The organism is Pseudomonas sp. URMO17WK12:I12 (assembly GCF_000514395.1).
Lineage (GTDB): Bacteria > Pseudomonadota > Gammaproteobacteria > Pseudomonadales > Pseudomonadaceae > Aquipseudomonas > Aquipseudomonas mucoides.
Window position 1 is genome coordinate 581,049 of record NZ_KI911392.1, and the last position, 22,995, is coordinate 604,043.

General features: G+C 61.3%; 23 protein-coding genes. 16 read left to right on the plus strand and 7 right to left on the minus strand.

All coding sequences use genetic code 11. The features are described 5' to 3' along the window. The first annotated feature begins 353 nt into the window (after positions 1–353). The 9 genes from mdcA to madM all read left to right on the plus strand — a co-directional run bounded on the left by mdcA (position 354) and on the right by madM (position 7,593). Positions 354–2,024, plus strand: coding sequence for a malonate decarboxylase subunit alpha (mdcA, locus tag D882_RS0129655; protein WP_027926579.1), 1,671 nt, complete (start codon positions 354–356; stop codon positions 2,022–2,024). Then, positions 2,024–2,881: a triphosphoribosyl-dephospho-CoA synthase gene (locus tag D882_RS0129660; protein WP_027926580.1), complete on the plus strand. Its 858-nt coding sequence runs from the start codon at positions 2,024–2,026 to the stop codon at positions 2,879–2,881. The genes mdcA and D882_RS0129660 overlap by 1 nt, the downstream gene beginning before the upstream one ends. After that, a complete protein-coding gene (locus tag D882_RS0129665) occupies positions 2,881–3,180 on the plus strand; it encodes a malonate decarboxylase subunit delta (RefSeq protein ID WP_027926581.1) in 300 nt (99 codons plus the stop codon). The genes D882_RS0129660 and D882_RS0129665 overlap by 1 nt, the downstream gene beginning before the upstream one ends. Continuing rightward, positions 3,173–4,024, plus strand: a complete 852-nt coding sequence (locus D882_RS0129670) for a biotin-independent malonate decarboxylase subunit beta (protein WP_027926582.1) — start codon at positions 3,173–3,175, stop codon at positions 4,022–4,024. Before D882_RS0129665 ends, D882_RS0129670 begins: the two co-directional genes overlap by 8 nt. Next, positions 4,021–4,824, plus strand: coding sequence for a biotin-independent malonate decarboxylase subunit gamma (gene mdcE / locus D882_RS0129675; protein ID WP_027926583.1), 804 nt, complete (start codon positions 4,021–4,023; stop codon positions 4,822–4,824). The genes D882_RS0129670 and mdcE overlap by 4 nt, the downstream gene beginning before the upstream one ends. Next, the gene (locus D882_RS0129680) at positions 4,818–5,438 is read left to right on the plus strand and encodes a malonate decarboxylase holo-ACP synthase (RefSeq protein ID WP_027926584.1); all 621 of its coding nucleotides are present in this window, start codon (positions 4,818–4,820) and stop codon (positions 5,436–5,438) included. The genes mdcE and D882_RS0129680 overlap by 7 nt, the downstream gene beginning before the upstream one ends. Then, entirely contained in the window at positions 5,435–6,346 is a 912-nt protein-coding gene (gene mdcH, locus D882_RS0129685; RefSeq protein WP_027926585.1) for a malonate decarboxylase subunit epsilon, read from the plus strand. The genes D882_RS0129680 and mdcH overlap by 4 nt, the downstream gene beginning before the upstream one ends. A 64-nt stretch (positions 6,347–6,410) precedes the next feature. Continuing rightward, the gene (gene madL, locus D882_RS0129690) at positions 6,411–6,827 is read left to right on the plus strand and encodes a malonate transporter subunit MadL (RefSeq protein ID WP_027926586.1); all 417 of its coding nucleotides are present in this window, start codon (positions 6,411–6,413) and stop codon (positions 6,825–6,827) included. Position 6,828: 1 nt separating this feature from the next. Further along, the gene (madM, locus tag D882_RS0129695) at positions 6,829–7,593 is read left to right on the plus strand and encodes a malonate transporter subunit MadM (RefSeq protein ID WP_027926587.1); all 765 of its coding nucleotides are present in this window, start codon (positions 6,829–6,831) and stop codon (positions 7,591–7,593) included. Between the two features lie 113 nt (positions 7,594–7,706). Here madM and D882_RS0129700 read toward each other — a convergent pair whose 3' ends face one another. After that, on the minus strand, positions 7,707–8,621 hold the full coding sequence (locus tag D882_RS0129700) for a LysR substrate-binding domain-containing protein (protein ID WP_027926588.1): 915 nt from the start codon (positions 8,619–8,621) through the stop codon (positions 7,707–7,709). A 152-nt stretch (positions 8,622–8,773) separates the two neighbouring features. Between D882_RS0129700 and D882_RS0129705 the strand changes: the two genes are divergently transcribed. Continuing rightward, complete coding sequence (locus D882_RS0129705) at positions 8,774–9,391, plus strand: hemolysin III family protein (RefSeq protein ID WP_027926589.1); 618 nt, start codon at positions 8,774–8,776, stop codon at positions 9,389–9,391. Between the two features lie 44 nt (positions 9,392–9,435). Here the strand turns inward: D882_RS0129705 and D882_RS0129710 are convergent, their stop codons facing one another. Further along, entirely contained in the window at positions 9,436–10,353 is a 918-nt protein-coding gene (locus D882_RS0129710) for a LysR family transcriptional regulator (RefSeq protein WP_027926590.1), read from the minus strand. Positions 10,354–10,462: 109 nt separating this feature from the next. Between D882_RS0129710 and D882_RS0129715 the strand changes: the two genes are divergently transcribed. From D882_RS0129715 to D882_RS0129725, 3 genes are read left to right on the plus strand one after another with little or no spacing between them, the layout of a single operon-like run. Further along, positions 10,463–11,704 carry a D-amino acid dehydrogenase gene (locus tag D882_RS0129715; RefSeq protein WP_027926591.1) on the plus strand — a complete coding sequence of 414 codons (1,242 nt, stop codon included), beginning with the start codon at positions 10,463–10,465 and terminating at the stop codon, positions 11,702–11,704. 27 nt (positions 11,705–11,731) lie between these two features. Then, entirely contained in the window at positions 11,732–12,082 is a 351-nt protein-coding gene (locus D882_RS0129720; protein ID WP_027926592.1) for a RidA family protein, read from the plus strand. Positions 12,083–12,119: 37 nt separating this feature from the next. Continuing rightward, complete coding sequence (locus tag D882_RS0129725; RefSeq protein ID WP_027926593.1) at positions 12,120–13,022, plus strand: transporter substrate-binding domain-containing protein; 903 nt, start codon at positions 12,120–12,122, stop codon at positions 13,020–13,022. Between the two features lie 103 nt (positions 13,023–13,125). On the opposite strand, the gene D882_RS0129730 is transcribed toward D882_RS0129725, so the two are convergent. Then, the gene (locus D882_RS0129730; RefSeq protein WP_027926594.1) at positions 13,126–13,845 is read right to left on the minus strand and encodes a 16S rRNA (uracil(1498)-N(3))-methyltransferase; all 720 of its coding nucleotides are present in this window, start codon (positions 13,843–13,845) and stop codon (positions 13,126–13,128) included. 129 nt (positions 13,846–13,974) lie between these two features. Further along, the gene (locus D882_RS0129735; protein WP_027926595.1) at positions 13,975–15,381 is read right to left on the minus strand and encodes an adenosylmethionine--8-amino-7-oxononanoate transaminase; all 1,407 of its coding nucleotides are present in this window, start codon (positions 15,379–15,381) and stop codon (positions 13,975–13,977) included. Positions 15,382–15,604: 223 nt separating this feature from the next. Here D882_RS0129735 and D882_RS0129740 point away from each other — a divergent pair, with 223 nt between their 5' ends. The 3 genes from D882_RS0129740 (at position 15,605) to D882_RS0129750 (ending at position 18,786) form a co-directional block, all read left to right on the plus strand. Next, on the plus strand, positions 15,605–17,347 hold the full coding sequence (locus D882_RS0129740) for a flavin monoamine oxidase family protein (protein WP_027926596.1): 1,743 nt from the start codon (positions 15,605–15,607) through the stop codon (positions 17,345–17,347). A 262-nt stretch (positions 17,348–17,609) separates the two neighbouring features. Further along, entirely contained in the window at positions 17,610–18,161 is a 552-nt protein-coding gene (locus tag D882_RS0129745) for a cytochrome b (RefSeq protein WP_027926597.1), read from the plus strand. A gap of 31 nt (positions 18,162–18,192) precedes the next feature. Further along, positions 18,193–18,786, plus strand: coding sequence for a YceI family protein (locus D882_RS0129750; protein WP_027926598.1), 594 nt, complete (start codon positions 18,193–18,195; stop codon positions 18,784–18,786). Positions 18,787–19,036: 250 nt separating this feature from the next. Here D882_RS0129750 and D882_RS0129755 read toward each other — a convergent pair whose 3' ends face one another. The 3 genes from D882_RS0129755 to metF form a co-directional block, all read right to left on the minus strand. Next, on the minus strand, positions 19,037–20,914 hold the full coding sequence (locus D882_RS0129755) for a DEAD/DEAH box helicase (protein ID WP_027926599.1): 1,878 nt from the start codon (positions 20,912–20,914) through the stop codon (positions 19,037–19,039). Positions 20,915–21,137: 223 nt separating this feature from the next. Continuing rightward, on the minus strand, positions 21,138–21,953 hold the full coding sequence (locus D882_RS0129760) for an ABC transporter substrate-binding protein (RefSeq protein WP_027926600.1): 816 nt from the start codon (positions 21,951–21,953) through the stop codon (positions 21,138–21,140). A 124-nt stretch (positions 21,954–22,077) separates the two neighbouring features. Beyond that, positions 22,078–22,923 (minus strand): methylenetetrahydrofolate reductase [NAD(P)H], encoded by an 846-nt coding sequence (gene metF / locus D882_RS0129765; protein WP_027926601.1) that lies wholly within the window; start codon positions 22,921–22,923, stop codon positions 22,078–22,080. Positions 22,924–22,995: the final 72 nt, after the last annotated feature.

Consider the following 22,995-nt stretch of genomic DNA (forward strand, 5'->3'; position numbering starts at 1 on the left):
CACGCAGAGCGTGGGAACGATCATGACAAAAAACCCGATCGGCCGGCGAAAGTTGGAGAGTCCCAAAAAGGGACCGATCGGTCCTTTTTTGGGACTGATCGAACATTGCACTCTGGCATTGAACATTGCGGTGATTGTTAGGGCCTCATCGCGGGCAAGCCCGCTCCCACAGGTAGTGTGGATGCCTCAGACAGTGGGCTCAGCACGGACACTGTGGGAGCGAGCTTGCCCGCGATGACGTCAGCCCAGTCAACCATTACTCCAAGCGTAACGATCCGTCTCTGTGCTTGATTGATGCCGCCGACCCAACACTCCTAAGGTGACTCCCACGACAGCGAACCCGTGGAGTGGTCATGACAACAACAATATCCCCCGACTCGCGATGGACGCGGCGGCGCAGCGAAAAGCAGCGGCGTCTGGCGTTGGTCAAGGATCTTGCCGACGGTGTGGTACTGCCCACCGACAACATCGTCGCGGCGCTGGAAGCCTTGATCCTGCCCGGCGACCGTGTGGTGCTGGAGGGCAATAACCAGAAGCAGGCGGATTTCCTCTCCCGCTCCCTGGTCAAGGCCGATCCCGCCAAGCTCCACGACTTGCACATGATCATGCCCAGTGTCGGCCGCGCCGAGCATCTGGACCTGTTCGAACGCGGCATCGCCCGTAAGCTCGACTTCTCCTTCGCGGGTACGCAAAGCCTGCGCATCAGCCAGTTGCTGGAAGACGGTTTGCTGGAAATCGGCGCAATCCACACCTACATCGAGCTCTATGCGCGGCTGGTGGTCGACCTGATTCCCAACGTGGTGCTCTCGGCCGGTTTCATGGCCGACCGCGCCGGCAACATTTACACCGGGCCGAGCACCGAAGACACCCCTGCATTGATCGAACCGGCGGCGTTCAGCGATGGCATCGTCATCGTTCAGGTCAACCAGTTGGTCGACGATGTCAGCGACTTGCCCCGCGTCGACATCCCCGCCTCGTGGGTCGATTTCGTGGTGGTGGCCGACAAGCCGTTCTACATCGAACCGCTGTTCACCCGCGACCCACGGCACATCAAGCCTGTGCACATCTTGATGGCGATGATGGCGATCCGTGGCATCTACGAAAAACACAACGTGCAGTCGCTCAATCACGGCATCGGTTTCAACACCGCGGCCATCGAATTGATCCTGCCGACCTACGGCGAATCCCTCGGCCTCAAAGGCAAGATCTGCCGCAACTGGACGCTCAATCCGCACCCGACCTTGATCCCGGCCATCGAAAGCGGCTGGGTCGAAAGCGTGCATTGCTTCGGCACCGAACTGGGCATGGAAAACTATATTGCCGCACGGCCGGACGTGTTCTTCACCGGGCGAGACGGCTCGCTACGTTCCAACCGGATGTTCAGCCAGCTCGCCGGGCAATACGCGGTGGACCTGTTCATCGGCGCGACCCTGCAAGTCGATGGCGACGGTCATTCCTCCACCGTGACCCGCGGACGCCTCGCCGGTTTTGGCGGTGCGCCGAACATGGGCCACGACCCGCGCGGTCGCCGTCACGGCACGCCCGCCTGGCTCGACATGCGCCACACCGACGTGGCCGAACCGATGCTCGAGCGCGGCAAAAAACTCGTGGTGCAAATGGTCGAGACCTTCCAGGAGGGCGGCAAACCGACCTTCGTCGAAACCCTCGACGCGATTGATGTGGCGAAGAAAAGCGGCATGCCGTTGGCGCCGATCATGGTCTACGGCGACGACGTCACCCACCTGCTGACCGAAGAAGGCATCGCCTATTTGTACAAGGCGCGTTCGCTGGAAGAACGCCAGGCGATGATCGCCGCCGTCGCCGGGGTGACCGCCATCGGCCTGCGCCACAACCCGAAAGACACCGCACGCATGCGCCGCGAAGGTCTGATTGCCTTGCCCGAAGACCTCGGCATTCGCCGCACCGACGCCACCCGCGAACTGCTCGCCGCGAAAAGCGTGGCCGATCTGGTCGAGTGGTCCGGTGGCCTCTACAACCCGCCCGCCAAGTTCAGGAGCTGGTAATGCACGCACTCAACCTGCAACCGAAAACCCTGACCCTCGCGGAACGGCTGGCCGATTGGGCGGTGGACGCGCTGATCGACGAAGCCGACCTGTCGCCGAAACCGGCACTGGTCGACCGCCGCGGCAACGGCGCGCACACCGACTTGCACCTGGGGCTGATGCACGCTTCGGCGTTGTCACTCTGGTCTGCGTTCAAGGAAATGGCCGAGGCCGCTATCGAGCTTGGCGAAATCGGCTTGCCGCTGCGCGAAGCGGTGGGGCGGATTGGCCGGGAAGGGGAGCAAGCGATGCTCGCTACCACGGAAGGGGTGAATACCCATCGCGGGGCGATCTGGGCCTTGGGCCTGTTGGTCACGGCTGCCGCGCTTGAGCCCGAGTCCAGCGCCGCCGGTTCCATCACTCTGCGCGCCGCACGCCTGGCGTTGCTCGACGACCGTTATGCACCACGACCTTTCAGCCACGGCGCCCAAGTCGCCCAGCGTTTCGGCGCCCGTGGTGCCCGTGAAGAAGCGCAGCTGGGTTTTCCTTCAGTGGTGCAACGGGCATTGCCGCAACTCAAACACAGCCGCGCCGCCGGCCACGGTGAACAGAACGCCCGGCTCGATGCCTTGCTGGCGATCATGACCCGACTGGCCGACACCTGCGTGCTCTACCGCGCTGGCGAAGCAGGCCTGCAGACCATGCAACTCGGCGCACAAGCCGTGCTCGACGCGGGCGGCAGCGCCAGCCTTGCCGGTCGCCGCCGTTTGCATGAGTTGGATGAACAATTAATCGCGTTGAATGCCTCGCCCGGCGGCGCCGCCGACTTGCTCGCCGCCTGCCTGTTTATCGACCGCCTCGAGTCCGGAGCTTTCTGATGGAAACCTTATCCTTTGAATTCCCCGCCGGGCAGCCGCCACGCGGTCGCACGCTGGTGGGTTGTGTCGGCTCGGGCGATCTGGAAGTGCTGATCGAACCGGGTCAGGCCGGCAAGCTGACCATCAACGTACAGACCTCGGTCAATGGCGCGCAGCAGCGCTGGCAGCATTTGTTCTCGCGGATGTTCGACGGTCAGACACCGCCGGCGATGGACATCGCCATCCACGATTTCGGCGCGACACCGGGCGTGGTGCGCTTGCGTCTGGAACAAGGCTTTGAGGAGATCGGTCATGACTGATAACGCAGAACTCCTCCACAAACACAGCTTCATCGAACTCGGTGCCCGGCAACGCGCGAAAGCCTTGCTCGACCCCGGCACCTTCCGCGAATTGCTCGACCCGTTTCAACGCATCATGTCGCCATGGCTTGAGCGCCAGGGCGTGGTGCCGCAAGCCGATGACGGCGTGGTGATCGCCAAGGGCAGCCTCGGTGGTTTGCCGGTGGTGATCGCGGCCATCGAAGGGGCCTTCCAGGGCGGCAGCCTTGGTGAAGTCGGCGGGGCGAAGATGGCGGGTGCGCTGGAACTGGCCGCCGAGGACAACCGCAACGGCATTCCAACCCGCGCCGTGCTGCTGTTGGAAACCGGCGGCGTGCGCTTGCAGGAAGCCAACCTCGGGTTGGCGGCGATTGCCGATATTCACGCAGCGATTGTCGACCTGCGCCAATACCAGCCGGTGATTGGTGTGGTGGCCGGCAGCGTCGGCTGCTTTGGCGGGATGTCGATTGCGGCTGGGTTGTGCAGTTATTTAGTGGTCACCCAGGAAGCGCGTCTGGGCCTGAACGGCCCGCAAGTCATCGAACAGGAAGCCGGGCTTGAGGAATACGACTCCCGTGACCGTCCTTTCATCTGGAGCCTGACCGGTGGCGAGCAGCGTTTTGCCAGCGGTCTGGTGGATCGTTATGCCGCCGATGATGTGGCGCAGATTCAACAAAAAGTCAGTGAATTGCTGCAGCAAGGTTTGCCAGCGCACCAACGCAGTTGCCAGGCCGATCTGTACCTGCAACGGCTGGCCCGTCTGGACGCCGCGCCGCAAATCGAAGCGGCGACGGTTCGTGATCTGTATCAAGGAGCGCGCTCATGAACAGCTATTCGCTGAGAGGTTTGAACTGGTTCAACGCGTTGAGCGCCGGGGCGAAACCGGTCGAAGGCTTGCCGGCATCATTGAAGGTGGCCGATGGCGTGCTGGGTGATCAGCCTGTCCGTTTTATCGCGGTGGTGGCGGATCCAGGCAACCGTTTTGTCCGTGCGCGCAACGGTGAAGTCGGTTTGCTGGAAGGTTGGGGGTTGGCCAAGGCGGTGGATGAAGTGATCGCCGCGGATGTGGATAAACCGCACAAGCGCGCCGTGATCGCCCTCGTCGATGTGCCGAGCCAGGCCTATGGTCGACGCGAAGAAGCCCTCGGCATCCATCAGGCATTGGCCGGCGCGGCGGACAGTTATGCCCGCGCCCGGTTGGCGGGCCACGCGGTGATTGGTTTGCTGGTGGGCAAGGCGATGTCCGGCGCGTTTCTGGCCCACGGGTATCAGGCCAATCGGCTGATTGCCCTGCGTGATCCGGGAGTGATGGTGCATGCGATGGGCAAGGCGTCGGCGGCGCGGGTGACCTTGCGTAGCGTTGAAGAACTTGAGGCGTTGGCCGCCAGCGTGCCGCCGATGGCCTATGACATCGACAGCTACGCCAGCCTCGGTTTGCTGTGGGAAACCCTGTCGGTGGAACAGATTGAACAGCCGACGGCGGCCGATCTGACGCGGGTGACTGAATGCCTGAATCAGGCGATTGGCGATGTGGCGGCCAGCGGTCGCGACCTGAGCAGCCGCTTGGGTGCGAGCAACCGTGCCGCCTCGAGCAAGGTTCGCCAACTGCTGAGAGCGCAGTGGTGAATACGTTTATGGCCCACGATCTGCTCTGGGGCATGACCCCGGAGCTGTTGCCTGCGGACGCGCCTGCGTGGGTGACCGAATCCTTGAGCGCGGGCCAGCCCGTGGTGGTTCGGCGTGCGGTGAGTGCGCCGGGTCTGGTCGCGGTTGGTGTGCGTGGACGTTTGCGTGAACAGCGTTTTGCGACGGTGATGCCGGTCGATGGCATTCAGCGTCGGGTCAAGCCGGAAGACCTTTGCCAAGTCTCGATTGGTCGGAATTTGCCGGCCGTGCGTGCCCTCAATCAACTGCGGCCGCTACTCGATGACTGTGGTTGGGTGTGGGGTGTCAGCGGCAGTGCCGGGTTTGAATTGGCCAGCGGGTTTGCAGCGTTGCACGAGAGCAGTGATCTCGACTTGATCCTGCGTACCCCGCATGCGCTGGGCCGTTCTCAAGCGCAGGATCTGGTGAAGATTCTGGAGGCTGCCGAATGCTTGGTGGACATGCAGTTGCAGACACCGTTCGGCGCTGTGGCCCTGCGCGAATGGGCCGGTTCGGCTCGTCGTGTGTTGCTGAAAAATGCCCGTGAAGCCTGTCTGGTGATCGATCCTTGGAACCCACAGGAGCAAGCTGCGTGAGCAGTCTGTTGGTGTTTCCGGGCCAGGGCGCGCAGCAGCCGGGCATGCTCCAGCGTTTGCCTCGCGAAACGCTGAACGAGGCGAGTGAAGTGCTGGGTGAAGTCGTTTTACGGCTCGATTCGGCAGAGGCGTTGAAGTCGACTCGTGCGGTTCAGCTTTGCCTGTTGATCGCCGGAGTCGCGGCTTCTCGTCAATTAACCCTGGCGCCGGATTACGTGGCCGGATTGTCCATCGGCGCTTACCCGGCGGCGGTGGTCGCCGGTGCCTTGAGCTTTAGCGATGCGCTGCATCTGGTCAGCCTGCGCGGTGAGTTGATGCAGCAGGCTTATCCACAGGGCTACGGCATGACCGCGATCATCGGTCTGGAGTTGTCCACAGTGGAAAGTTTGTTGGCGCAGGTCCACAGCCTCGATGCGCCGGTTTACCTGGCCAACATCAACGCCGATAACCAGGTGGTGATTGCCGGCAGCGACGAGGCCATGAAAGCGGTGGCGGCGATGGCGAAAGGTCACGGTGCAGGCTTGGCCAAACGGCTGGCGGTCAGCGTGCCTTCGCACTGCCCGTTGCTGGAGGGTCCGGCAAAAATTCTGGCGGAAGCATTCGCCAAGGTGTCACTGAAAACGCCGACTTTGGGTTACCTGAGCGGCAGCCGCGCCCGCCTTATCATCAATGCCGACGCCTTGCGCGATGACCTCGCGTTCAACATGTGCCGCATCGTTGACTGGCGCGGCACGGTGCAAAGCGCTTATGAGCGCGGCGTAAGACTTCAGATTGAACTGCCGCCCGGTGCGGTGTTGACCGGGCTGGCGCGCCGGGTATTCGAGCAGGGCACCGTGATTGCATTCGACGGTGCGCGGCTCGACACCTTGCAGGCGCTGTTGCGTGAGGAGGGAAGCCGCCAACTCTAGACCCGGACTCAGGCCTTCGAACAACAAAAACAACATTCGACGATGCACTTTGAGGACTACAACAATGATTATTTACGGTGTGGCGCTGTTGGCGATCTGTACGCTGGCAGGGGTGATCATGGGCGATGCGCTTGGCGTGTTGCTGGGCGTCAAATCCAACGTCGGCGGGGTCGGGATCGCGATGATCCTGCTGATTTGCGCGCGGTTGTGGATGCAAAAACGCGGCGGCATGACCAAGGATTGCGAGATGGGCGTCGGCTTCTGGGGCGCCATGTACATTCCGGTGGTGGTCGCAATGGCCGCGCAACAGAACGTCGTCACCGCACTGCACGGCGGCCCGGTGGCGGTGCTCGCGGCGATTGGTTCAGTGGTGATCTGCGGCTGCACGATTGCCTTGATCAGCCGGACCCACAAAGGCGAACCCTTGCCCGATGAACCGGTGGAAGTCACCCCGGTCGGCACACCGGTAGGAGGTCGCTGATATGTGGGAACTCATTGATAAAGGCTTGACCGCTAATGGCCTGGTCACCGCGTTCGCGTTCGTTGGCGTGATCATGTGGGTGTCGGTGGTGTTGTCCAAGCGCCTGACCTACGGGCGGATTCACGGCTCGGCGATTGCCATCGTCATTGGCCTGGTATTGGCTTGGGTCGGCGGCACCATGACTGGCGGGCAGAAAGGCCTGGCGGACCTGACATTATTCTCGGGCATCGGGTTGATGGGCGGCGCGATGCTGCGGGACTTTGCCATCGTTGCCACGGCATTCGAAGTGCAAGCCACGGAAGCGAAAAAGGCCGGGCTGATTGGCGTGATCGCGTTGCTGCTGGGCACGATCCTGCCGTTCATTGTCGGCGCGAGCATGGCCTGGGCGTTTGGTTACCGCGATGCGATCAGCATGACCACGATTGGCGCGGGCGCGGTGACGTACATCGTCGGGCCGGTGACCGGGGCGGCGATTGGTGCCAGTTCCGATGTGGTGGCGCTGTCGATTGCCACCGGGTTGATCAAGGCGATTCTGGTGATGGTCGGCACGCCGATGGCGGCGCGCTGGATGGGCCTGGATAACCCGCGTTCGGCGATGGTGTTCGGCGGGTTGGCCGGGACGGTCAGCGGCGTGACTGCCGGGCTGGCGGCGACGGATCGGCGATTGGTGCCTTATGGCGCGTTGACGGCGACGTTTCACACCGGGCTTGGGTGCTTGCTGGGGCCTTCGCTGCTGTACTTCATTGTTCGCGGGATTGTGGGCTAGACCGCGGGATCCTGGCTGACTGTACCGACGTCATCGCGGGCAAGCCACGCTCCCACAGGGACAGCGCAGTTCCTGTGGGAGCGTGGCTTGCCCGCGATGCAGGCGACGCGGTCTTAAGCCTGGCGATTGGCGTACATCCGGCACTCAGCCAGCAGCGCCAGCAAATTCGGATCACGCTCTTTGGCCTTCAGGAACACCACGCCAATGTGCTGCTGCAACCGATAGCGCTCCTGCAACGGAATCAGCTTCACCCGGTTCTCATACACCGCCGCAATCCTTCCTGGCAGCAAGGCATAACCCACCCCTGAGCTGACCATGCTCAGCAGGGTGAAGATGTCGTTGACTTGCATCGCCACCTTCGGCTCGAACCCCGCCTGCTTGAACACCCGATTACCGTCCTGGTGCGTGGCAAAGCCTTGGGTCAGGGTAATGAACGTCTCGTCGCGCACTTCAGCCAGGTCGACCTCCGTGCGTTGGGCAAACTTCGAATCCGCTGGCGTCGCAAGAAAGATGTCGTCGGAAAACAGCGGGATCTGCTCGCAGTCCGGGTCGTTGACGCTCTCGTCCAGCGACACCAGGATCGCGTCGACTTCCATGTTCTTGAGCTTGTACAGCAAGTCGAAATTGGAACCGAGGATCAAATCGATATTGAGTTCGCTGCGGCGGATCTTCAGGCCCATGATCAACTGCGGCACGGTCTTCACCGTCAGTGAATACAGTGAGCCCAGCTTGAAGCGTTCCGCAGAAAAACCGGCGGCTTCGCGGGTCAGACGCACGGTTTCGACCACGTCCTGAATCAGCTTCTGCGCCCGTTCTTCAAGTACGTAAGCGCTCTCCAGCGGTGTGAGGTTGCGGCCCTCATGTTTGAACAACGGGCAACGCAAGGCGCTTTCCAGGGAGTGGATGGCGCGGTGCACGCTGACGTTGCTGGTCTGCAACTCGGCGGCGGCGCGGGCCAGGTTGCCGGTGCGCATGAAGGCCAGGAACACCTCGAGTTTTTTCAGGGTCAATTCTTCGTCGATCAGCATGGCCCGGACTCTTATTCGAATGGCTCGATTGTGCACGCATGCGACCTTTTGTAGCAGCCGCCGAGTGAAACGAGGCTGCGTTTTTTTTTAGATCAAAAGGTCACTGAGGTAGTCTTGCGCGATGTTGCAACGAATGTTGAGGTGAGCGACGCATGTATCACGGGGAACGATTGAACGCCTGGACGCATTTGGTCGGGGCGGTGGCGGCAATGGTCGGGGTGGTGTGGATGCTGGTGATCGCCAGCATGGACGGCAGCCCATGGAAGATCGTCAGCGTAGCGATTTACGGTTTCACCTTGATGGTGTTGTACAGCGCCTCGACCGTTTACCACAGCGTGCGCGGGCGCAAGAAAGCGATCATGCAGAAGGTGGATCACTTTTCGATCTATCTGCTGATTGCCGGCAGCTACACGCCGTTCTGCCTGGTGACCCTGCGCGGGCCGTGGGGCTGGACGCTGTTCGGGATTGTCTGGGGACTGGCACTGATCGGCATCCTGCAAGAGATCAAGCCGCGTTCGGAAGCGCGGATTCTGTCGATTGTGATTTACGCGGTGATGGGCTGGATCGTGCTGGTCGCGGTCAAACCGCTACTGGCGGCGTTGGGCACTGCGGGGTTTGCGTGGCTGGCGGCGGGCGGGATTTTGTACACCGTGGGGATTATCTTTTTCGCCCTCGATCATCGGCTGCGCCATGCCCACGGAATCTGGCATTTGTTCGTGATTGCCGGGAGCTTGCTGCACTTCGTGGCAATTTTCTTCTACGTCCTTTAAACCACCCCAATCCCCTGTAGGAGTGAGCGGGCTCACTCCTACATTTAAGGTTGCGCAGGGATCAAGCGATCCAGTTGTTCCTGGGCCCTGCGACTGAACACCTGCAACAAGTCATTCAACGTGTGGGGCGGCGGTTCGGTGGCGCGGGTTACCGCGTACAGCGTGATGGGCAGCGGCGGGGTCAACGGGCGAATCGCCGTCGCGGCGGGGGAGGCGCCGAGGGCCGTGAACGGGTCGATCACCGCCAGCCCAGCGCCGGATTCCACCATCGCCCGGGCCAGTGAATAGGTCTGCACCGCGATGCGCACCCGAGGCGGAGGCTCCACCGCTTCGAGGTAACTGTCGAGTCGGGCGGCCAACGGGTCGGCGCTGGACAAACCAATCAGCGGGGCATCTGCCAGCGCCATCAACGGCAACGGTGTGCCAACCTCTGCCGCCGACCAGTAACCGGTAGGCGCCAGCGCCACCAGCACGCCGGACGCCAGCGCCTGGGCCTTGAGCCCAGGATGATCCGGGCGTTGCAGGGTCAGGGCGACATCCACTTCACGCATCAGCAGGTTCTGCACCAGTTCGCGGCTATGGGCGCTGGACAGTTCGCAAGCGATGTCCGGGTAGCGCTCGGTCCACTCGTGAATGGCCGGCGGCAGCAATGACAGGGCTAGCGCCGGAGTGGCGCCAATGCGCAGGCTATGGCCGGGCTCGCGCCGCAAGCTCTGGGCCAGGCGCCGCACCCCTTGCAGGCTTTCGGTGACCTTGTCGACTTCACGCTCCAGTTCCAGCGCTTCCGGCGTTGCCTGCAATTTGCCGCGCACTCGCAGGAACAATGGAAAACCCAATTGCTGTTCGGCGTGCTGTAACACCTTGGTCACCGCCGGCTGGGAGACGTGGAGCAATTGCGCGGCCGCACTGATCGAACCGGTCTGGCGAATGGCCTGGAATATCTCGATATGACGAAGACGCATGGCAAGTCCATAACCTTTGTTTATGGGTTCGGCATCTTTATTCATTGTTCGCCGCCTGTCACCTGGCTCTAACCTCGGCCTCGCCTTCACAACGGTTTTAGGGACGGACATGGTTCAGCGTGTGTGCATCATCGGCGGTGGCGTGATTGGCCTGGCAACGGCGTATGCGCTGGTGCGCGACGGCATTGAGGTGACGGTGGTCGAGGCCCGGAATTCGCTGGGCAGCGAAACCAGTTTCGCCAACGGCGGCCAGTTGTCCTATCGCTACGTGGCGCCACTGGCGGACGCCGGTGTGCCGTTGCAGGCCATTGGCTGGATGTTGCGCGGCGACTCGCCGTTGAAGCTGCGTCCGCGTCTCGATCCGGTGCAATGGCGCTGGATGGCGTCGTTCCTCGCCGCGTGCCGCCGCTCGGTCAACCGTGAAAACGCCGCGCACCTGCTGCGCCTGGCGCTGTTCAGCCAGAGCACACTGAAAGCCTGGCGCGAAGTCGATGGGCTGAACGATTTCCAATGGCGGCGCAATGGCAAACTGGTGACCTTCCGCAACCCGGCCAGCTTCGGGAAAGCGCGCCAAGGCCTGGCCGATCCGCAGCAACAGCAGGTGTTGTCTGCCGCCGAGTGCATGCGGCTGGAACCAGCGCTGGCGGGTGCGCCTTTTGTCGGCGCGATCTATACGCCGGACGAAGAGGTCGGCGATTGCCATGGTTTTTGCCAGCAACTGGTGGCGCGACTGAAGGCGTCCGGCCGTTGTGAATTTCGCCTCGGCCACGCGGTAACCGCGATTCAACACAGCAATGGCACAGTCACCGGCATTGAATTGGGCGCAGAGGCATTGCCCGTCGAGCAACTGGTGATCGCCGCCGGCCATCGCAGTCCGTTGCTGGCGCTGCCCCGTCTGCGGCTGCCGCTCTATCCCCTGAAGGGTTACAGCCTGACGCTGCCGATTGGTGTCGAACACCGGGCGCCTGAGCTGAGCATCACCGACTACGACCGCAAGATCGTGTACGCGCGCATCGGCGAGCAATTGCGCGTGGCGGCGATGGTCGACATTGTCGGCTTCGACCCGGCCGTCGATCCAGAACGCTTGAACCTGATCAAGCGCCAGGCCCGCGACACGTTTCCGAATGCCGGCGATTACGACGCCGCCGTGGAGTGGGCCGGCATGCGTCCGGCGACCCCCAGCGGTGTGCCGCTGCTGGGCGCTACGGCCTACCGCAATCTGTGGCTGAACCTCGGTCATGGTGCGCTGGGTTTTACCCTGGCCTGTGGCAGTGGCCAGTTGCTCAGTGAGTTGATCAGTCAGCGCCAGACGTCCATTGACCTGCTGGGTTTCAGCCACCCTGGCGCTTGAATTTCCCTCTTGGAAAAGGACCCCGTCATGACCATTAAACGTTTTCACAGCAACCCACGCCTGTCAGGCGCCGTGACCTTCGGCGATCTGGTGTTTCTCTCCGGTCAGGTGCCGGGCGATGCCCTGGATGCGGGCGGTCAGACCCGGGAAGTGCTGGCGAAAATCGACGCTCTGCTGGCCGAGGCCGGCAGCGACAAAGATCATGTGCTCAGCGCGACGATTTATCTGAAAGACATCAATGCCGATTTCGCGGCAATGAATGAAGTCTGGTCAGCCTGGCTGTCACCGGGGCCAGCGCCGAGCCGCACCACGGTGCAGGCCGATCTGGCGCGGCCGCAGGTGCTGGTGGAAATCACCGTCACCGCCGCCCGCATCTGAATCCATCAGGACCCAATACCCACAACGGAGAATAACAATGCAAAAAATCACGTTGCTCGGCTGCACCCTCGGGCTGTTACTGGGCGGTCAGGTTCACGCCAATGAAGCGCAGCTGACCGGCACACTGGACAAGGTTGCCAATGCCAAGAGCATCACGCTGGGCTACCGCGATGCGTCGGTGCCGTTTTCCTACGTGGGTGATCACACGGGTCAGCCGATGGGTTATTCCGTGGATCTGGCGAGCAAGATAGTCGAGCGCATCCGTCAGCAATTGAAGCTGCCTGAGCTGAAAGTGAAATACACCCTGGTGACCTCGCAGACGCGGATTCCACTGGTGCAGAACGGCACCGTCGACCTCGAATGCGGCTCCACTGGAGTAACCGCCGAACGACAGAAGCAAGTGGCGTTTTCCTACGGCTTCATCTACGTCAAAGGCCAGTTGCTGACCGCCAGGGACAGCGGGATCAAGAGCTTCGCCGATCTGCGTGGCAAGAACGTGGTGACCACCGCCGGCACCACCAACGAACGCTTTCTGAAGAGCTACAACGTCGACAACAAGATCGACATGTTCGTGATCAGCGCCAAGGACCACGGCGAAGCGTTCCAGATGCTGCAGTCAGGTCGGGCGGCGGCGTTCTACATGGATGACGCACTGCTCTATGGCGAACGCGCCAAGGCGCATGACCCGCATAAATGGGTGGTGGTCGGGGAGGAGCAATCGCGGGAAATCTACAGCTGCATGGTGCGCAAGGATGATCCGCAATTCCTTGCCCTGGTGAATGGCGCGTTGGCCGATCTGTACAGCTCGGGCGAGATCAACGGCATCTACCAGCGCTGGTTTGAACAGCCGATCCCGCCGAAAGGGTTGAACCTTGAGTTCCCGATGACCAGCGAACTCAAGGCCATCATCGCCCACCCGGTGAGCGATCCAGTTCAGTAGCCGCCAGATCGGTCGCTAGACTGTGTCGCGGCCATTCGCGAGCAGGCTCGCTCCCACCTTGGAATGCATTTCCTGTGGGAGCGAGCCTGCTCGCGAAAGGGCCCTAGAAGTCACCCCATAATTGCTGGGCAACCGCCAACGCCACCACCGGCGCAGTCTCTGTGCGCAGCACGCGCGGGCCGAGGCGGGCGGCGTGGAAACCGGCGGCTTTGGCCTGCTCGACTTCAGCGTCGCAGAGCCCGCCCTCCGGGCCGATCAGGAATGCCAGGCTTGAAGGTTTGGCGTGACTGACCAACGGCTCGGCCACCGGGTGCAGCACCAACTTCAGCTCGGCTTCAGTCTGCTTCAACCAATCCGCCAATAGCAGCGGCGGATGAATCACCGGTACCCGCGAACGCCCGCATTGTTCACAGGCGCTGATCGCCACTTGGCGCCAATGCATCAGGCGTTTGTCGGCGCGCTCGTCCTTGAGGCGGACTTCGCAACGGTCGCTGAAGATCGGGGTGATTTCGGTGACGCCCAGTTCGGTGGCTTTCTGAATCGCCCAATCCATGCGCTCGCCACGGGACAGGCCCTGACCGAGATGGATCGCCAGCGGCGACTCGACTTGCCCGGCAAAGCTTTCATCGATCTGCACCACGACGCGCTTCTTCCCAACCTCCACCAGCGTGGCGCGAAACTCGTGGCCCGAGCCGTCGAACAGCTGCAACGCATCGCCCTCGGCCATGCGCAGCACGCGGCTGATGTAATGGGCCTGGGCTTCGGGCAACTCGTGTTCGCCGGTGCTCAGGGGGGCGTCGATAAAGAAGCGGGACAGTCTCATGCGGGTTCTCTTTAATTTGATCGTTCCCACGCTCTGCGTGGGAATGCCTCATCGGACGCTCCGCGTCCGCTTTTGGGACGCGGAGCGTCCCCGGCTGCATTCCCACGCAGAGCGTGGGGACGAGCAGTGCTAGCCCGGATCACGGAAACCGGGGTGGAAGTCCTTCGGCACCGCCACGCTGACGCTGTTACGCGTCGCGATGTCGATCCCTTCGCTGGCCACTTCGGCCAGAAAGTCGATCTGCTCCGGCGTGATCACGTACGGCGGCAGGAAATACACCACGCTGCCCAACGGACGAAGTAAAGCACCCCGGTCCAGTGCGTGCTGGAACACCTTCAAGCCGCGACGTTCCTGCCACGGATAGGCTTCCTTGCTGGCCTTGTCCTTGACCATCTCGATGGCCAGCACCATGCCGGTCTGGCGTACTTCCGAGACGTTCGGATGGTCAGCCAGGTGCGCAGTAGAGGACGCCATGCGCTCGGCCAGGGCCTTGTTGTTCTCGATGACGTTGTCTTCTTCGAAGATATCCAGTGTTGCCAATGCCGCCGCGCACGCCAGCGGGTTGCCGGTGTAGCTGTGCGAATGCAGGAAGGCGCGCAGGGTCGGGTAGTCGTCGTAGAAGGCGCTGTAGACGTCTTCGGTCGTCACACAAGCCGCCAGCGGCAGGTAACCGCCGGTCAGGGCCTTGGACAGGCAGAGGAAGTCCGGGCGGATGCCGGCCTGTTCGCAGGCGAACATCGTGCCGGTGCGGCCGAAGCCGACGGCGATTTCGTCGTGGATAAGGTGCACGCCATAACGGTCGCAGGCATCGCGCAGCAGTTTGAGGTACACCGGGTGGTACATGCGCATGCCGCCAGCACCCTGGATCAGCGGCTCGACGATGACTGCCGCGACAGTGTCATGATGCTCTGCCAGGGTCTGTTCCATGGCCGCGAACATGTTGCGCGAATGTTCTTCCCAGCTCATGCCATCCGGGCGCAGGTAGCAATCCGGGCTCGGCACCTTGATGGTGTCCAGCAGCAGGGCCTTGTAGGTTTCGGTGAACAGCGGCACGTCGCCGACCGACATCGCCGCCATGGTTTCGCCGTGGTAGCTGTTGGTCAGGGTGACAAAGCGCTTCTTGTTCGGCTGGCCGCGGTTGAGCCAGTAGTGAAAGCTCATTTTCAGCGCGACTTCGATGCAGGATGAACCGTTATCGGCGTAGAAGCACCGGGTCAAGCCTTCCGGGGTCATCTTCACCAGGCGCTCGGACAGCTCGATCACCGGCTGGTGGCTGAAACCGGCGAGGATCACGTGCTCCAGCTGATCGACCTGGTCCTTGATGCGCTGGTTGATGCGCGGGTTGGCATGGCCAAACACGTTGACCCACCAGGAGCTGACAGCGTCGAGGTAGCGCTTGCCTTCGAAGTCTTCCAGCCACACGCCTTCACCACGCTTGATCGGGATCAGCGGCAGTTGTTCGTGATCTTTCATCTGGGTGCAGGGATGCCATAACACCGCGAGATCGCGTTCCATCCACTGTTTATTCAGGCCCATTTTATGTCTCCTCGAGGCTACCCGTGACGTAGGCGGGTAAACAATCGCGCAAGCCTATGCAATGCGTCGCGCCGGGACAACCCATTGTGACGATTGAGCTACTTTGTATGGGGCGATAGACGTTGCTGGCGGGCGTCTGAAGCCTGACGTATCCTTCGCGGTTCCTGGAGTCGCCTGACTCGTAAAAACTGCTATTTCCTCATGTATTTCCGGAGTTCGCTGAATGTCTGTCGGTTGGCTGCGCGCCTGTGCGCTGGTGATGTTGGGGCTGTTCAGCGTGTCTGCGCTGGCCAAGGATAAAACCGCGATCGTGATCGGCGGCGGGCTGTCTGGCCTGACGGCGGCTTACGAGCTGCAGAACAAAGGCTGGCAGGTCACCCTGCTGGAAGCCAAACCGAGCCTGGGCGGTCGCTCCGGCATGGCCACCAGTGAGTGGATCGGCAACGACAAGACCCAGCCGGTGCTGAACAAATACGTATCGACCTTCAAGCTGAGCACTGCGCCGGCCCCGGAATTCGTGCGTACCCCAAGTTATCTGATCGACGGTGAGTACTTCTCCGCGGCAGATCTGGCGACCAAGCAACCGGCCACCGCCGACGCGCTCAAGCGCTTCGAAAAAACCCAGGATGATCTGGCGCGCTCGATTGACGATCCGCAGAACCCGCTCGCCACCAGCACTTTGCAAACGCTGGATCAGATCAACGTATCCAACTGGCTCGACAAGCAGAACCTGCCTGCCACTGCGCGTCAGCTGATCAACCAGCAGATTCGTACCCGCTACGACGAACCTTCGCGCCTGTCGCTGCTGTATTACGCGCAGCAAAGCCGTGTTTACCGTGGCACATCCGATCGTGACCTGCGTGCTTCGCGACTGGTGGGCGGCAGTACAGTGCTGGCCCAGGCGTTTGTTAAACAGCTGAAAACCATCAAGACCAACTCCCCGGTCTCGTCGATTACCCAGGACAAGGACGGCGTGACCGTCAAAGTCGGCTCGGTCGGTTATCAGGCAGACTACGTAGTGTTGGCGGTGCCGCTGCGCGCACTGAACAAGATCCAGATGATCCCGTCGCTGGATGCCCAGCACATGGGCGCTATCAAAGGCACCAACTACGGTTGGCGCGACCAGATCATGCTGAAGTTCAAGACGCCGGTATGGGAACCCAAGGCGCGCATGTCCGGCGAGATTTTCAGCAACACCGGCCTCGGCATGTTGTGGATCGAGCCGGCGTTGAAGGGTGGCGCCAATGTGGTGATCAACCTGTCCGGCGACAATGCTCGTGTGATGCAGGCGTTCGGCGACAAGCAGATGGTCGATCAGGTGCTGATTCGCCTGCACGCCTTTTATCCACAGGCGCGCGGTTCGTTCACCGGTTATGAAATCCGCCGCTATAGCACCGATCCTTCGATGGGCGGCGCCTACCTGGCCTTCGGCCCGGGCCAGATCAGCAAGTACTGGCGCCTGTGGGAACGCCCGATCCAGCGCGTAGCCTTTGCTGGCGAACACACCGACACCTTGTACCCAGGCACCCTGGAAGGCGCATTGCGCACCGGCCAGCGTGCGGCCAGTCAGGTAGAAGACCTGGCGGCGGGCAAGTCGTTTGAACCGGCGAAAGTGGTGCCGGCAGCAGCGGCCGGTGCAGTGGCGGCGAAGAAAGGTAACTTCTTCAGCAACCTGTTCGGTGGTTCGGATGACGACAAGAAGGCAGAGCCGGTCAAGGCTCCTGCGCCTTACACGCCACCGGCGCCGGATCCAGCCCCGGTTGTTGCACCAGCGCCGGTCGAAGCACCGAAGCCTGCAACACCAGTGAAAGCCGAGCCTGCCAAAAAGGCACCGGCTAAAAAGCCTGCCGCCAAAACCGATACCAAAAAGGCTCCAGCCAAGGCCCCGGTGAAGAAAACCGAACCGGCGAAAAAACCAGCCGCCAAACCGGCTGCAACCCCGGCAACGGAGACCAAGGCGCAGTAAGCGTCTGGACTAAAAAACGCGGCAGAGATGCCGCGTTTTTTTATGCCTGAAGAAAAGCCGGTACTAAGAATCGAATAAAACCAGGGGCGAGGGTGTTCTTTAGTTGGGCTTCATCTTTTCTTACGCATGGGTCTTTAATCTTTCCTTAACACGCCTATTTCAAGCTCTTGATCGTATTTCTCGATATTTCAAAGCGAAATTTTCCGCTTTAATTCGATAGATAACTCGATAGTCTTGGGCCAGCACTTACAGGGACTCGGCAATGCAACTACGAAACTCTACCTCTCGCTACGGCTGGGTCAGCATCTTCATGCACTGGGGCGTAGCGCTGGCAGTGTTCGGTTTGTTCGGTCTGGGTCTGTGGATGGTCGGTCTCGGCTACTACGACCCTTGGCGCAAGGCAGGACCTGACCTGCACAAGAGCATCGGTCTGATCCTGCTGGCTGTCATGGTGTTACGCGTGGTGTGGCGCTTCATCAGCCCACCGCCGCCAACGCTGACCAGCTACAGCCGCATGACGCGTCTTGGCGCCAAGTTCGGGCATGCTTTTCTGTATCTCTGTTTGTTCGCTGTGATGATTGCCGGTTACCTGATTTCCACCGCAGAGGGTGTCGGGATTCCGGTGTTTGACTGGTTTGAAGTGCCTGCACTGGTTTCCGGGCTACCGGACCAGGCAGATAACGCAGGTGCGATTCATCTCTACCTGGCATGGGCATTGGTAATTTTTTCCGGTCTCCATGCGTTGGCAGCATTGAAGCACCACTTTATCGACCGTGATGTGACCCTGAAACGAATGCTGGGTCGCAAAGCCTGACGTTCAACTTAGCCCTCAAGGAATACAAGACATGTTGAAAAAGACTCTCGCCGCTCTGGCAATCGGTTCTGCCCTGTTGTCCGCCAACGTAATGGCTGCTGACTACGTCGTCGACAAAACTGGCCAGCACGCCTTCGTCGACTTCAAGATCAGCCACCTGGGTTACAGCTACATCACCGGCACTTTCAAGGACATCGACGGCAAGTTCAGCTTTGATGCTGCCAAGCCAGAAGACAGCAAGATCGAGTTCAACGTGAACACGGCGAGCGTTTTCACCAACAACGCTGAGCGTGACAAGCACATCTCCAGCAAAGACTTCCTGAAAGTGGCTGATTTCCCTAAAGCCACCTTCGTGTCCACCAGCGTTAAAACCACCGGCAAAAACGCCGACGGTAAAGTCACTGCCGACGTGGCCGGCGACCTGACCATTGCGGGTGTCACCAAACCAGTTGTGGTCAAGGCCACTTTCCTGGGTGAAGGCAAGGATCCATGGGGCGGCTACCGTGCCGGCTTCGAAGGCACCACCAGCATCAAGCGTTCTGATTTCGGCAAGATGATGGACCTGGGTCCACAGTCCGACGCGGTTGATCTGTACGTCACCTTTGAAGGTGTGAAAGCGAAGTAATTTTCGCCGCAGACACAAGAACGCCCCCGGCCTCACGGTCGGGGGCGTTTTTTATTGCCCACCAAAACCTGTTCAGACAATGCGAAACATTGTGGGAGCGGGCTTGCCCGCGATTACGGTGGATCAGGCAACATAGGTGTTGGCTGGACTGACGCCATCGCGGGCAAGCCCGCTCTCACAGGGTTTTTCATCAGGCTAAAAAAATGCCCCGGATCGTGAGATCAGGGGCATTTTTCATTGCGGCGATAACTTAGCGATTGCGGGTCAGCAACGCTGGTTTTTCGCCACGCGGACGGCCTGGCAGTTGATCAAGTTGCTCGGGAGTCGGGAAACGATCAGTTTTCGACTCTTTGTGAATGATCTTCGGCGCTGGACCGCGCGGGTTTTGCACGGCCGGTTCCGAACGCGGCTGATCGTCACGGGCCGGGCGACGGTTGCGGCCTTCTTCGCGACGGGCCTGACCGTCACGTGGAGCGCCACTGCGTGGACCGCTGCGCTTGGCCGGCGGCGTGCCGGTGGTGGCGCCGTCGCTGCTGCGCGGACCGCTTTGGCGACCCTGAGGCTTGCCGCCGGTGCGCGGAGCACCTGCACCAGCCGTCGTGCCTTGTGCCGGAGCACCCGGACGGCGACCACGGCCCTGAGCCGGTTTGGCTTGAGGGACGTAATCAACGCGGTTACCGAAGTTATCGATATCGTCGTCCAGGAACTCGTCTGGAGCACGGTCAGCCGCGGCAGCGCGTGGCGCCGGACGCTGTTGCTCGCGCGCCGGAGTGCCTTCGCGTGGCTTGTGTTCACGGGCCGGGCGATCGCCACGGCCAGTGGCGGCAGGTTTTTCCTTGCCGCCCTTGTCCTTGCCTTTGTCCTTGCGACCGCCACCACCACCGGTGCCGTTCGGGCCGTCGCCACGCGGGCCACGTGGGTTGCGCGGGTTACGCACATCCGGACGCTCGCGAACTTCAGGTTTCTCGGCTTCTACGGCGCTGGAGTCGAAGCCCATCAGGTTGCCGTCGGCAATCTTCTGCTTGGTCATGCGTTCGATGCTTTTCAGCAGCTTCTCTTCGTCCGGAGCGACCAGCGAGATCGCCTCGCCCGAACGACCGGCACGGCCAGTACGGCCGATACGGTGCACGTAGTCTTCGTCGACGTTCGGCAGTTCGAAGTTGACCACGTGTGGCAACTGGTCGATGTCCAGGCCGCGAGCGGCGATGTCGGTGGCGACCAGGATGCGCACTTCACCGGCCTTGAAGTCGGCCAGGGCTTTGGTGCGGGCGTTCTGGCTCTTGTTGCCGTGGATCGCAACGGCGCTGAGGCCATGTTTGTCCAGGTACTCGGCCAGGCGGTTGGCGCCGTGCTTGGTGCGGGTGAACACCAGCACCTGTTCCCAGGCGCCTGCGGTGATCAGGTGGGCCAGCAGCGAACGCTTGTGGTTGGCTGGCAGGCGGAATACGCGCTGTTCGATACGCTCGACCGTGGTGTTCGGCGGCGTGACTTCGATGCGTTCCGGGTTGTGCAGCAGCTTGCCGGCGAGGTCGGTGATGTCCTTGGAGAACGTCGCCGAGAACAGCAGGTTCTGCCGTTTGGCCGGCAGGCGGGCCAGGACCTTTTTCACGTCATGGACAAAGCCCATGTCGAGCATGCGGTCGGCTTCGTCCAGCACGAGGATTTCCACGTGGGACAAATCGACGCTGCCTTGGCCGGCGAGGTCGAGCAGGCGGCCAGGGCAGGCCACCAGCACGTCAACACCACGGGACATGGCCTGAACCTGCGGGTTCATGCCGACGCCGCCGAAGATGCAGGCGCTGACGAACTTCAGGTCACGGGCATAGACCTTGAAGCTCTCGTGGACTTGAGCCGCGAGTTCGCGAGTAGGGGTCAGGACCAGGACGCGCGGTTGGCGCGGGCCGTGACGCTGGGATTTGTCCGGGTGACCGTTAGGGAACAGCCGTTCCAGGATCGGAAGGGCGAAGCCACCGGTTTTACCAGTACCTGTCTGAGCCGCAACCATCAGGTCGCGACCTTGCAACACGGCGGGAATGGCCCGCTGTTGCACCGGAGTAGGCTCGGTATAGCCCGCTGCCTCGATGGCGCGGACTAAAGCCTCGGAGAGACCGAGGGAAGCAAAGGACATGAGTAATCCTGTTTTAGTTAGGGCTTGGCCCAATGGGAGTCTTGCCTGGCGCGAATGGCGTTTAAGAGGAACGCAATCCCGTCCGGTCCTGCTGGGCCTTGAAAGCTCGTCTGGAGCGCTCGCGCGGGCTGAAAAGCTGCGCTGTAGCGGGATCGAGATGCCTTGAACAAGTCCGAGCGTCCGGGCGTGAGCCTGGCGGGAAGGCCGGAGTATAACAGAGCAATCACTGCGCGCCGCTTTCCTGCTGCTCAACGGTTTTTATGGTGGCCGAAGTGGCGGTGGTGGCTTTCACATCGGGGCCAGGATCGGTGCCATAACGGGCGCTCAACTCCGCGTAGGCGGGCTCGCGTTTGAAACGCTTGAGTTCGGCACCGAAACGCTGCACCAGCAGGTCCATGCCGGCATTTTTGCGTACTGCCAGAAACTGGCTCTGGTGGCTGATAACGGTCGGGTTTTCAGTGATGCTGCCGCGGATACCCAATTCATCGAGCAAATGCTGGCCAACCCGGCGATCAGTGATTAACAGGTCGATCCGTCCACGTACCAGCTTGCCGAAGTTGGCTTCATGGGTCGGCGCCGGCTCGCGGATGAACAGCGTTGAGTCGCTGAAATCCTTGCTATAGAGATAGCCCGGCGAGGTGCCGATGGTCAGGCCTTTCAGGTCGTCGAGGGTACGAAACGGATGGGGCCGGTCATTGGCGTAGAACATCACGAATTCGACTTCCGAGAGCGGTTCCCCGGGGTAGAGCAGCGTCGCGTCACGCTCATCGCTGTGGAAAATGTCCAGCGCGCCGTCTGCCTGACCGGTTTCGAGCATCGACAGGCAGCGTTTCCACGGCAGGAACTGCCAGTCCACTTCGATCCCCAGGCGTTTAAAGACGATGGCGGTGGTTTCGTAATCCAGTCCCAGGGCTTTGCCGTCTTCCTCGTAGACGTAAGGCGCCCACGGTTCGGTGACAATGCGCAGCTTCTCGCCCCGGGCGGCGAAGCTCAGGCAAGTAAAAAGCAGCACGGTCAGACATCGCGAAATCAGGGGCATGGCTTGAGATTACGACGAGAAATCATAAAGAGCCAGAAACTGGATCCAGAAGCTCTGGCGCAAGGCATCTTCCATAAAAAAGGCCCTGGATTTCGCCAGAGCCTTTTCGGGGTTTTGCACTGTTTCAGCGCGGCAACTTCAGGTTGTTCCACACCGCCAGACTCGCTTCAGCCTGATTCAGTGTGTAGAAGTGCAGGCCCGGTGCGCCACCCTGCAGCAGGCGTTCGCACATTTCGGTGATGACTTGCTCACCAAAGCCTTGAATGCTTTGGGTGTCGTCGCCGTAGGCTTCCAGCTGTTTACGGATCCAGCGCGGGATTTCTGCGCCACAGGCGTCAGAGAAGCGCGCCAGTTTGCTGTAGTTGGTGATCGGCATGATCCCCGGCACGATCGGGATGTTCACGCCCGCTGCCCGTACACGCTCGACGAAGTAGAAGTAGCTGTCGGCGTTGAAGAAGTACTGGGTGATCGCGCTGTTCGCGCCAGCGTTGGCCTTGCGCACGAAGTTGGCGATATCGTCTTCGAAATTGCGCGCTTGCGGGTGCATTTCCGGGTAAGCGGCGACTTCGATGTGGAAATGATCGCCGGTCTCTTCACGAATGAATTCGACCAGGTCATTGGCGTGGCGCATTTCGCCGCTGGCCATGCCCATGCCCGAAGGCAGGTCACCGCGCAGGGCAACGATACGCTTGATGCCGGCTGCTTTGTATTGAGCCAGCAGGCCGCGCAAGTCGTCCTTGCTGTCGCCGACGCAAGACAGGTGCGGTGCGGCAGGGACTTTGACTTCGCTTTCGAGCTGCAACACGGTGTTGAGGGTGCGATCACGGGTCGAACCGCCAGCGCCATAGGTGCAGGAGAAGAAATCGGGGTTATACGTGGCCAGCTGACGAGCAGTGGCAAGCAGCTTTTCATGCCCAGCGTCGGTCTTCGTAGGGAAGAACTCGAAGCTGTAGCGACGGTCTTGGGACATGGAGGGCACCTCCAGCTACAAGCTGCAAGCTGTGAGCTGCAAGAGAAGCGGAGGTGCGCTGATCTCTTGTGC

Bases quoted from the DNA above. Each gene is read 5' to 3' on its own strand.
- mdcA (WP_027926579.1), top strand. From the start codon at position 354: ATGACAACAACAATATCCCCCGACTCGCGATGGACGCGGCGGCGCAGC.
- D882_RS0129730 (WP_027926594.1), bottom strand. From the start codon at position 13,845: ATGAGACTGTCCCGCTTCTTTATCGACGCCCCCCTGAGCACCGGCGAA.
- D882_RS0129670 (WP_027926582.1), top strand. From the start codon at position 3,173: ATGACTGATAACGCAGAACTCCTCCACAAACACAGCTTCATCGAACTC.
- D882_RS0129735 (WP_027926595.1), bottom strand. From the start codon at position 15,381: ATGGGCCTGAATAAACAGTGGATGGAACGCGATCTCGCGGTGTTATGG.
- D882_RS0129710 (WP_027926590.1), bottom strand. From the start codon at position 10,353: ATGCGTCTTCGTCATATCGAGATATTCCAGGCCATTCGCCAGACCGGT.
- D882_RS0129755 (WP_027926599.1), bottom strand. From the start codon at position 20,914: ATGTCCTTTGCTTCCCTCGGTCTCTCCGAGGCTTTAGTCCGCGCCATC.
- D882_RS0129660 (WP_027926580.1), top strand. From the start codon at position 2,024: ATGCACGCACTCAACCTGCAACCGAAAACCCTGACCCTCGCGGAACGG.
- D882_RS0129720 (WP_027926592.1), top strand. From the start codon at position 11,732: ATGACCATTAAACGTTTTCACAGCAACCCACGCCTGTCAGGCGCCGTG.
- D882_RS0129745 (WP_027926597.1), top strand. From the start codon at position 17,610: ATGCAACTACGAAACTCTACCTCTCGCTACGGCTGGGTCAGCATCTTC.
- D882_RS0129740 (WP_027926596.1), top strand. From the start codon at position 15,605: ATGTCTGTCGGTTGGCTGCGCGCCTGTGCGCTGGTGATGTTGGGGCTG.
- madM (WP_027926587.1), top strand. From the start codon at position 6,829: ATGTGGGAACTCATTGATAAAGGCTTGACCGCTAATGGCCTGGTCACC.
- D882_RS0129750 (WP_027926598.1), top strand. From the start codon at position 18,193: ATGTTGAAAAAGACTCTCGCCGCTCTGGCAATCGGTTCTGCCCTGTTG.
- D882_RS0129760 (WP_027926600.1), bottom strand. From the start codon at position 21,953: ATGCCCCTGATTTCGCGATGTCTGACCGTGCTGCTTTTTACTTGCCTG.
- D882_RS0129725 (WP_027926593.1), top strand. From the start codon at position 12,120: ATGCAAAAAATCACGTTGCTCGGCTGCACCCTCGGGCTGTTACTGGGC.
- metF (WP_027926601.1), bottom strand. From the start codon at position 22,923: ATGTCCCAAGACCGTCGCTACAGCTTCGAGTTCTTCCCTACGAAGACC.
- D882_RS0129665 (WP_027926581.1), top strand. From the start codon at position 2,881: ATGGAAACCTTATCCTTTGAATTCCCCGCCGGGCAGCCGCCACGCGGT.
- D882_RS0129715 (WP_027926591.1), top strand. From the start codon at position 10,463: ATGGTTCAGCGTGTGTGCATCATCGGCGGTGGCGTGATTGGCCTGGCA.
- mdcE (WP_027926583.1), top strand. From the start codon at position 4,021: ATGAACAGCTATTCGCTGAGAGGTTTGAACTGGTTCAACGCGTTGAGC.
- madL (WP_027926586.1), top strand. From the start codon at position 6,411: ATGATTATTTACGGTGTGGCGCTGTTGGCGATCTGTACGCTGGCAGGG.
- D882_RS0129700 (WP_027926588.1), bottom strand. From the start codon at position 8,621: ATGCTGATCGACGAAGAATTGACCCTGAAAAAACTCGAGGTGTTCCTG.
- D882_RS0129705 (WP_027926589.1), top strand. From the start codon at position 8,774: ATGTATCACGGGGAACGATTGAACGCCTGGACGCATTTGGTCGGGGCG.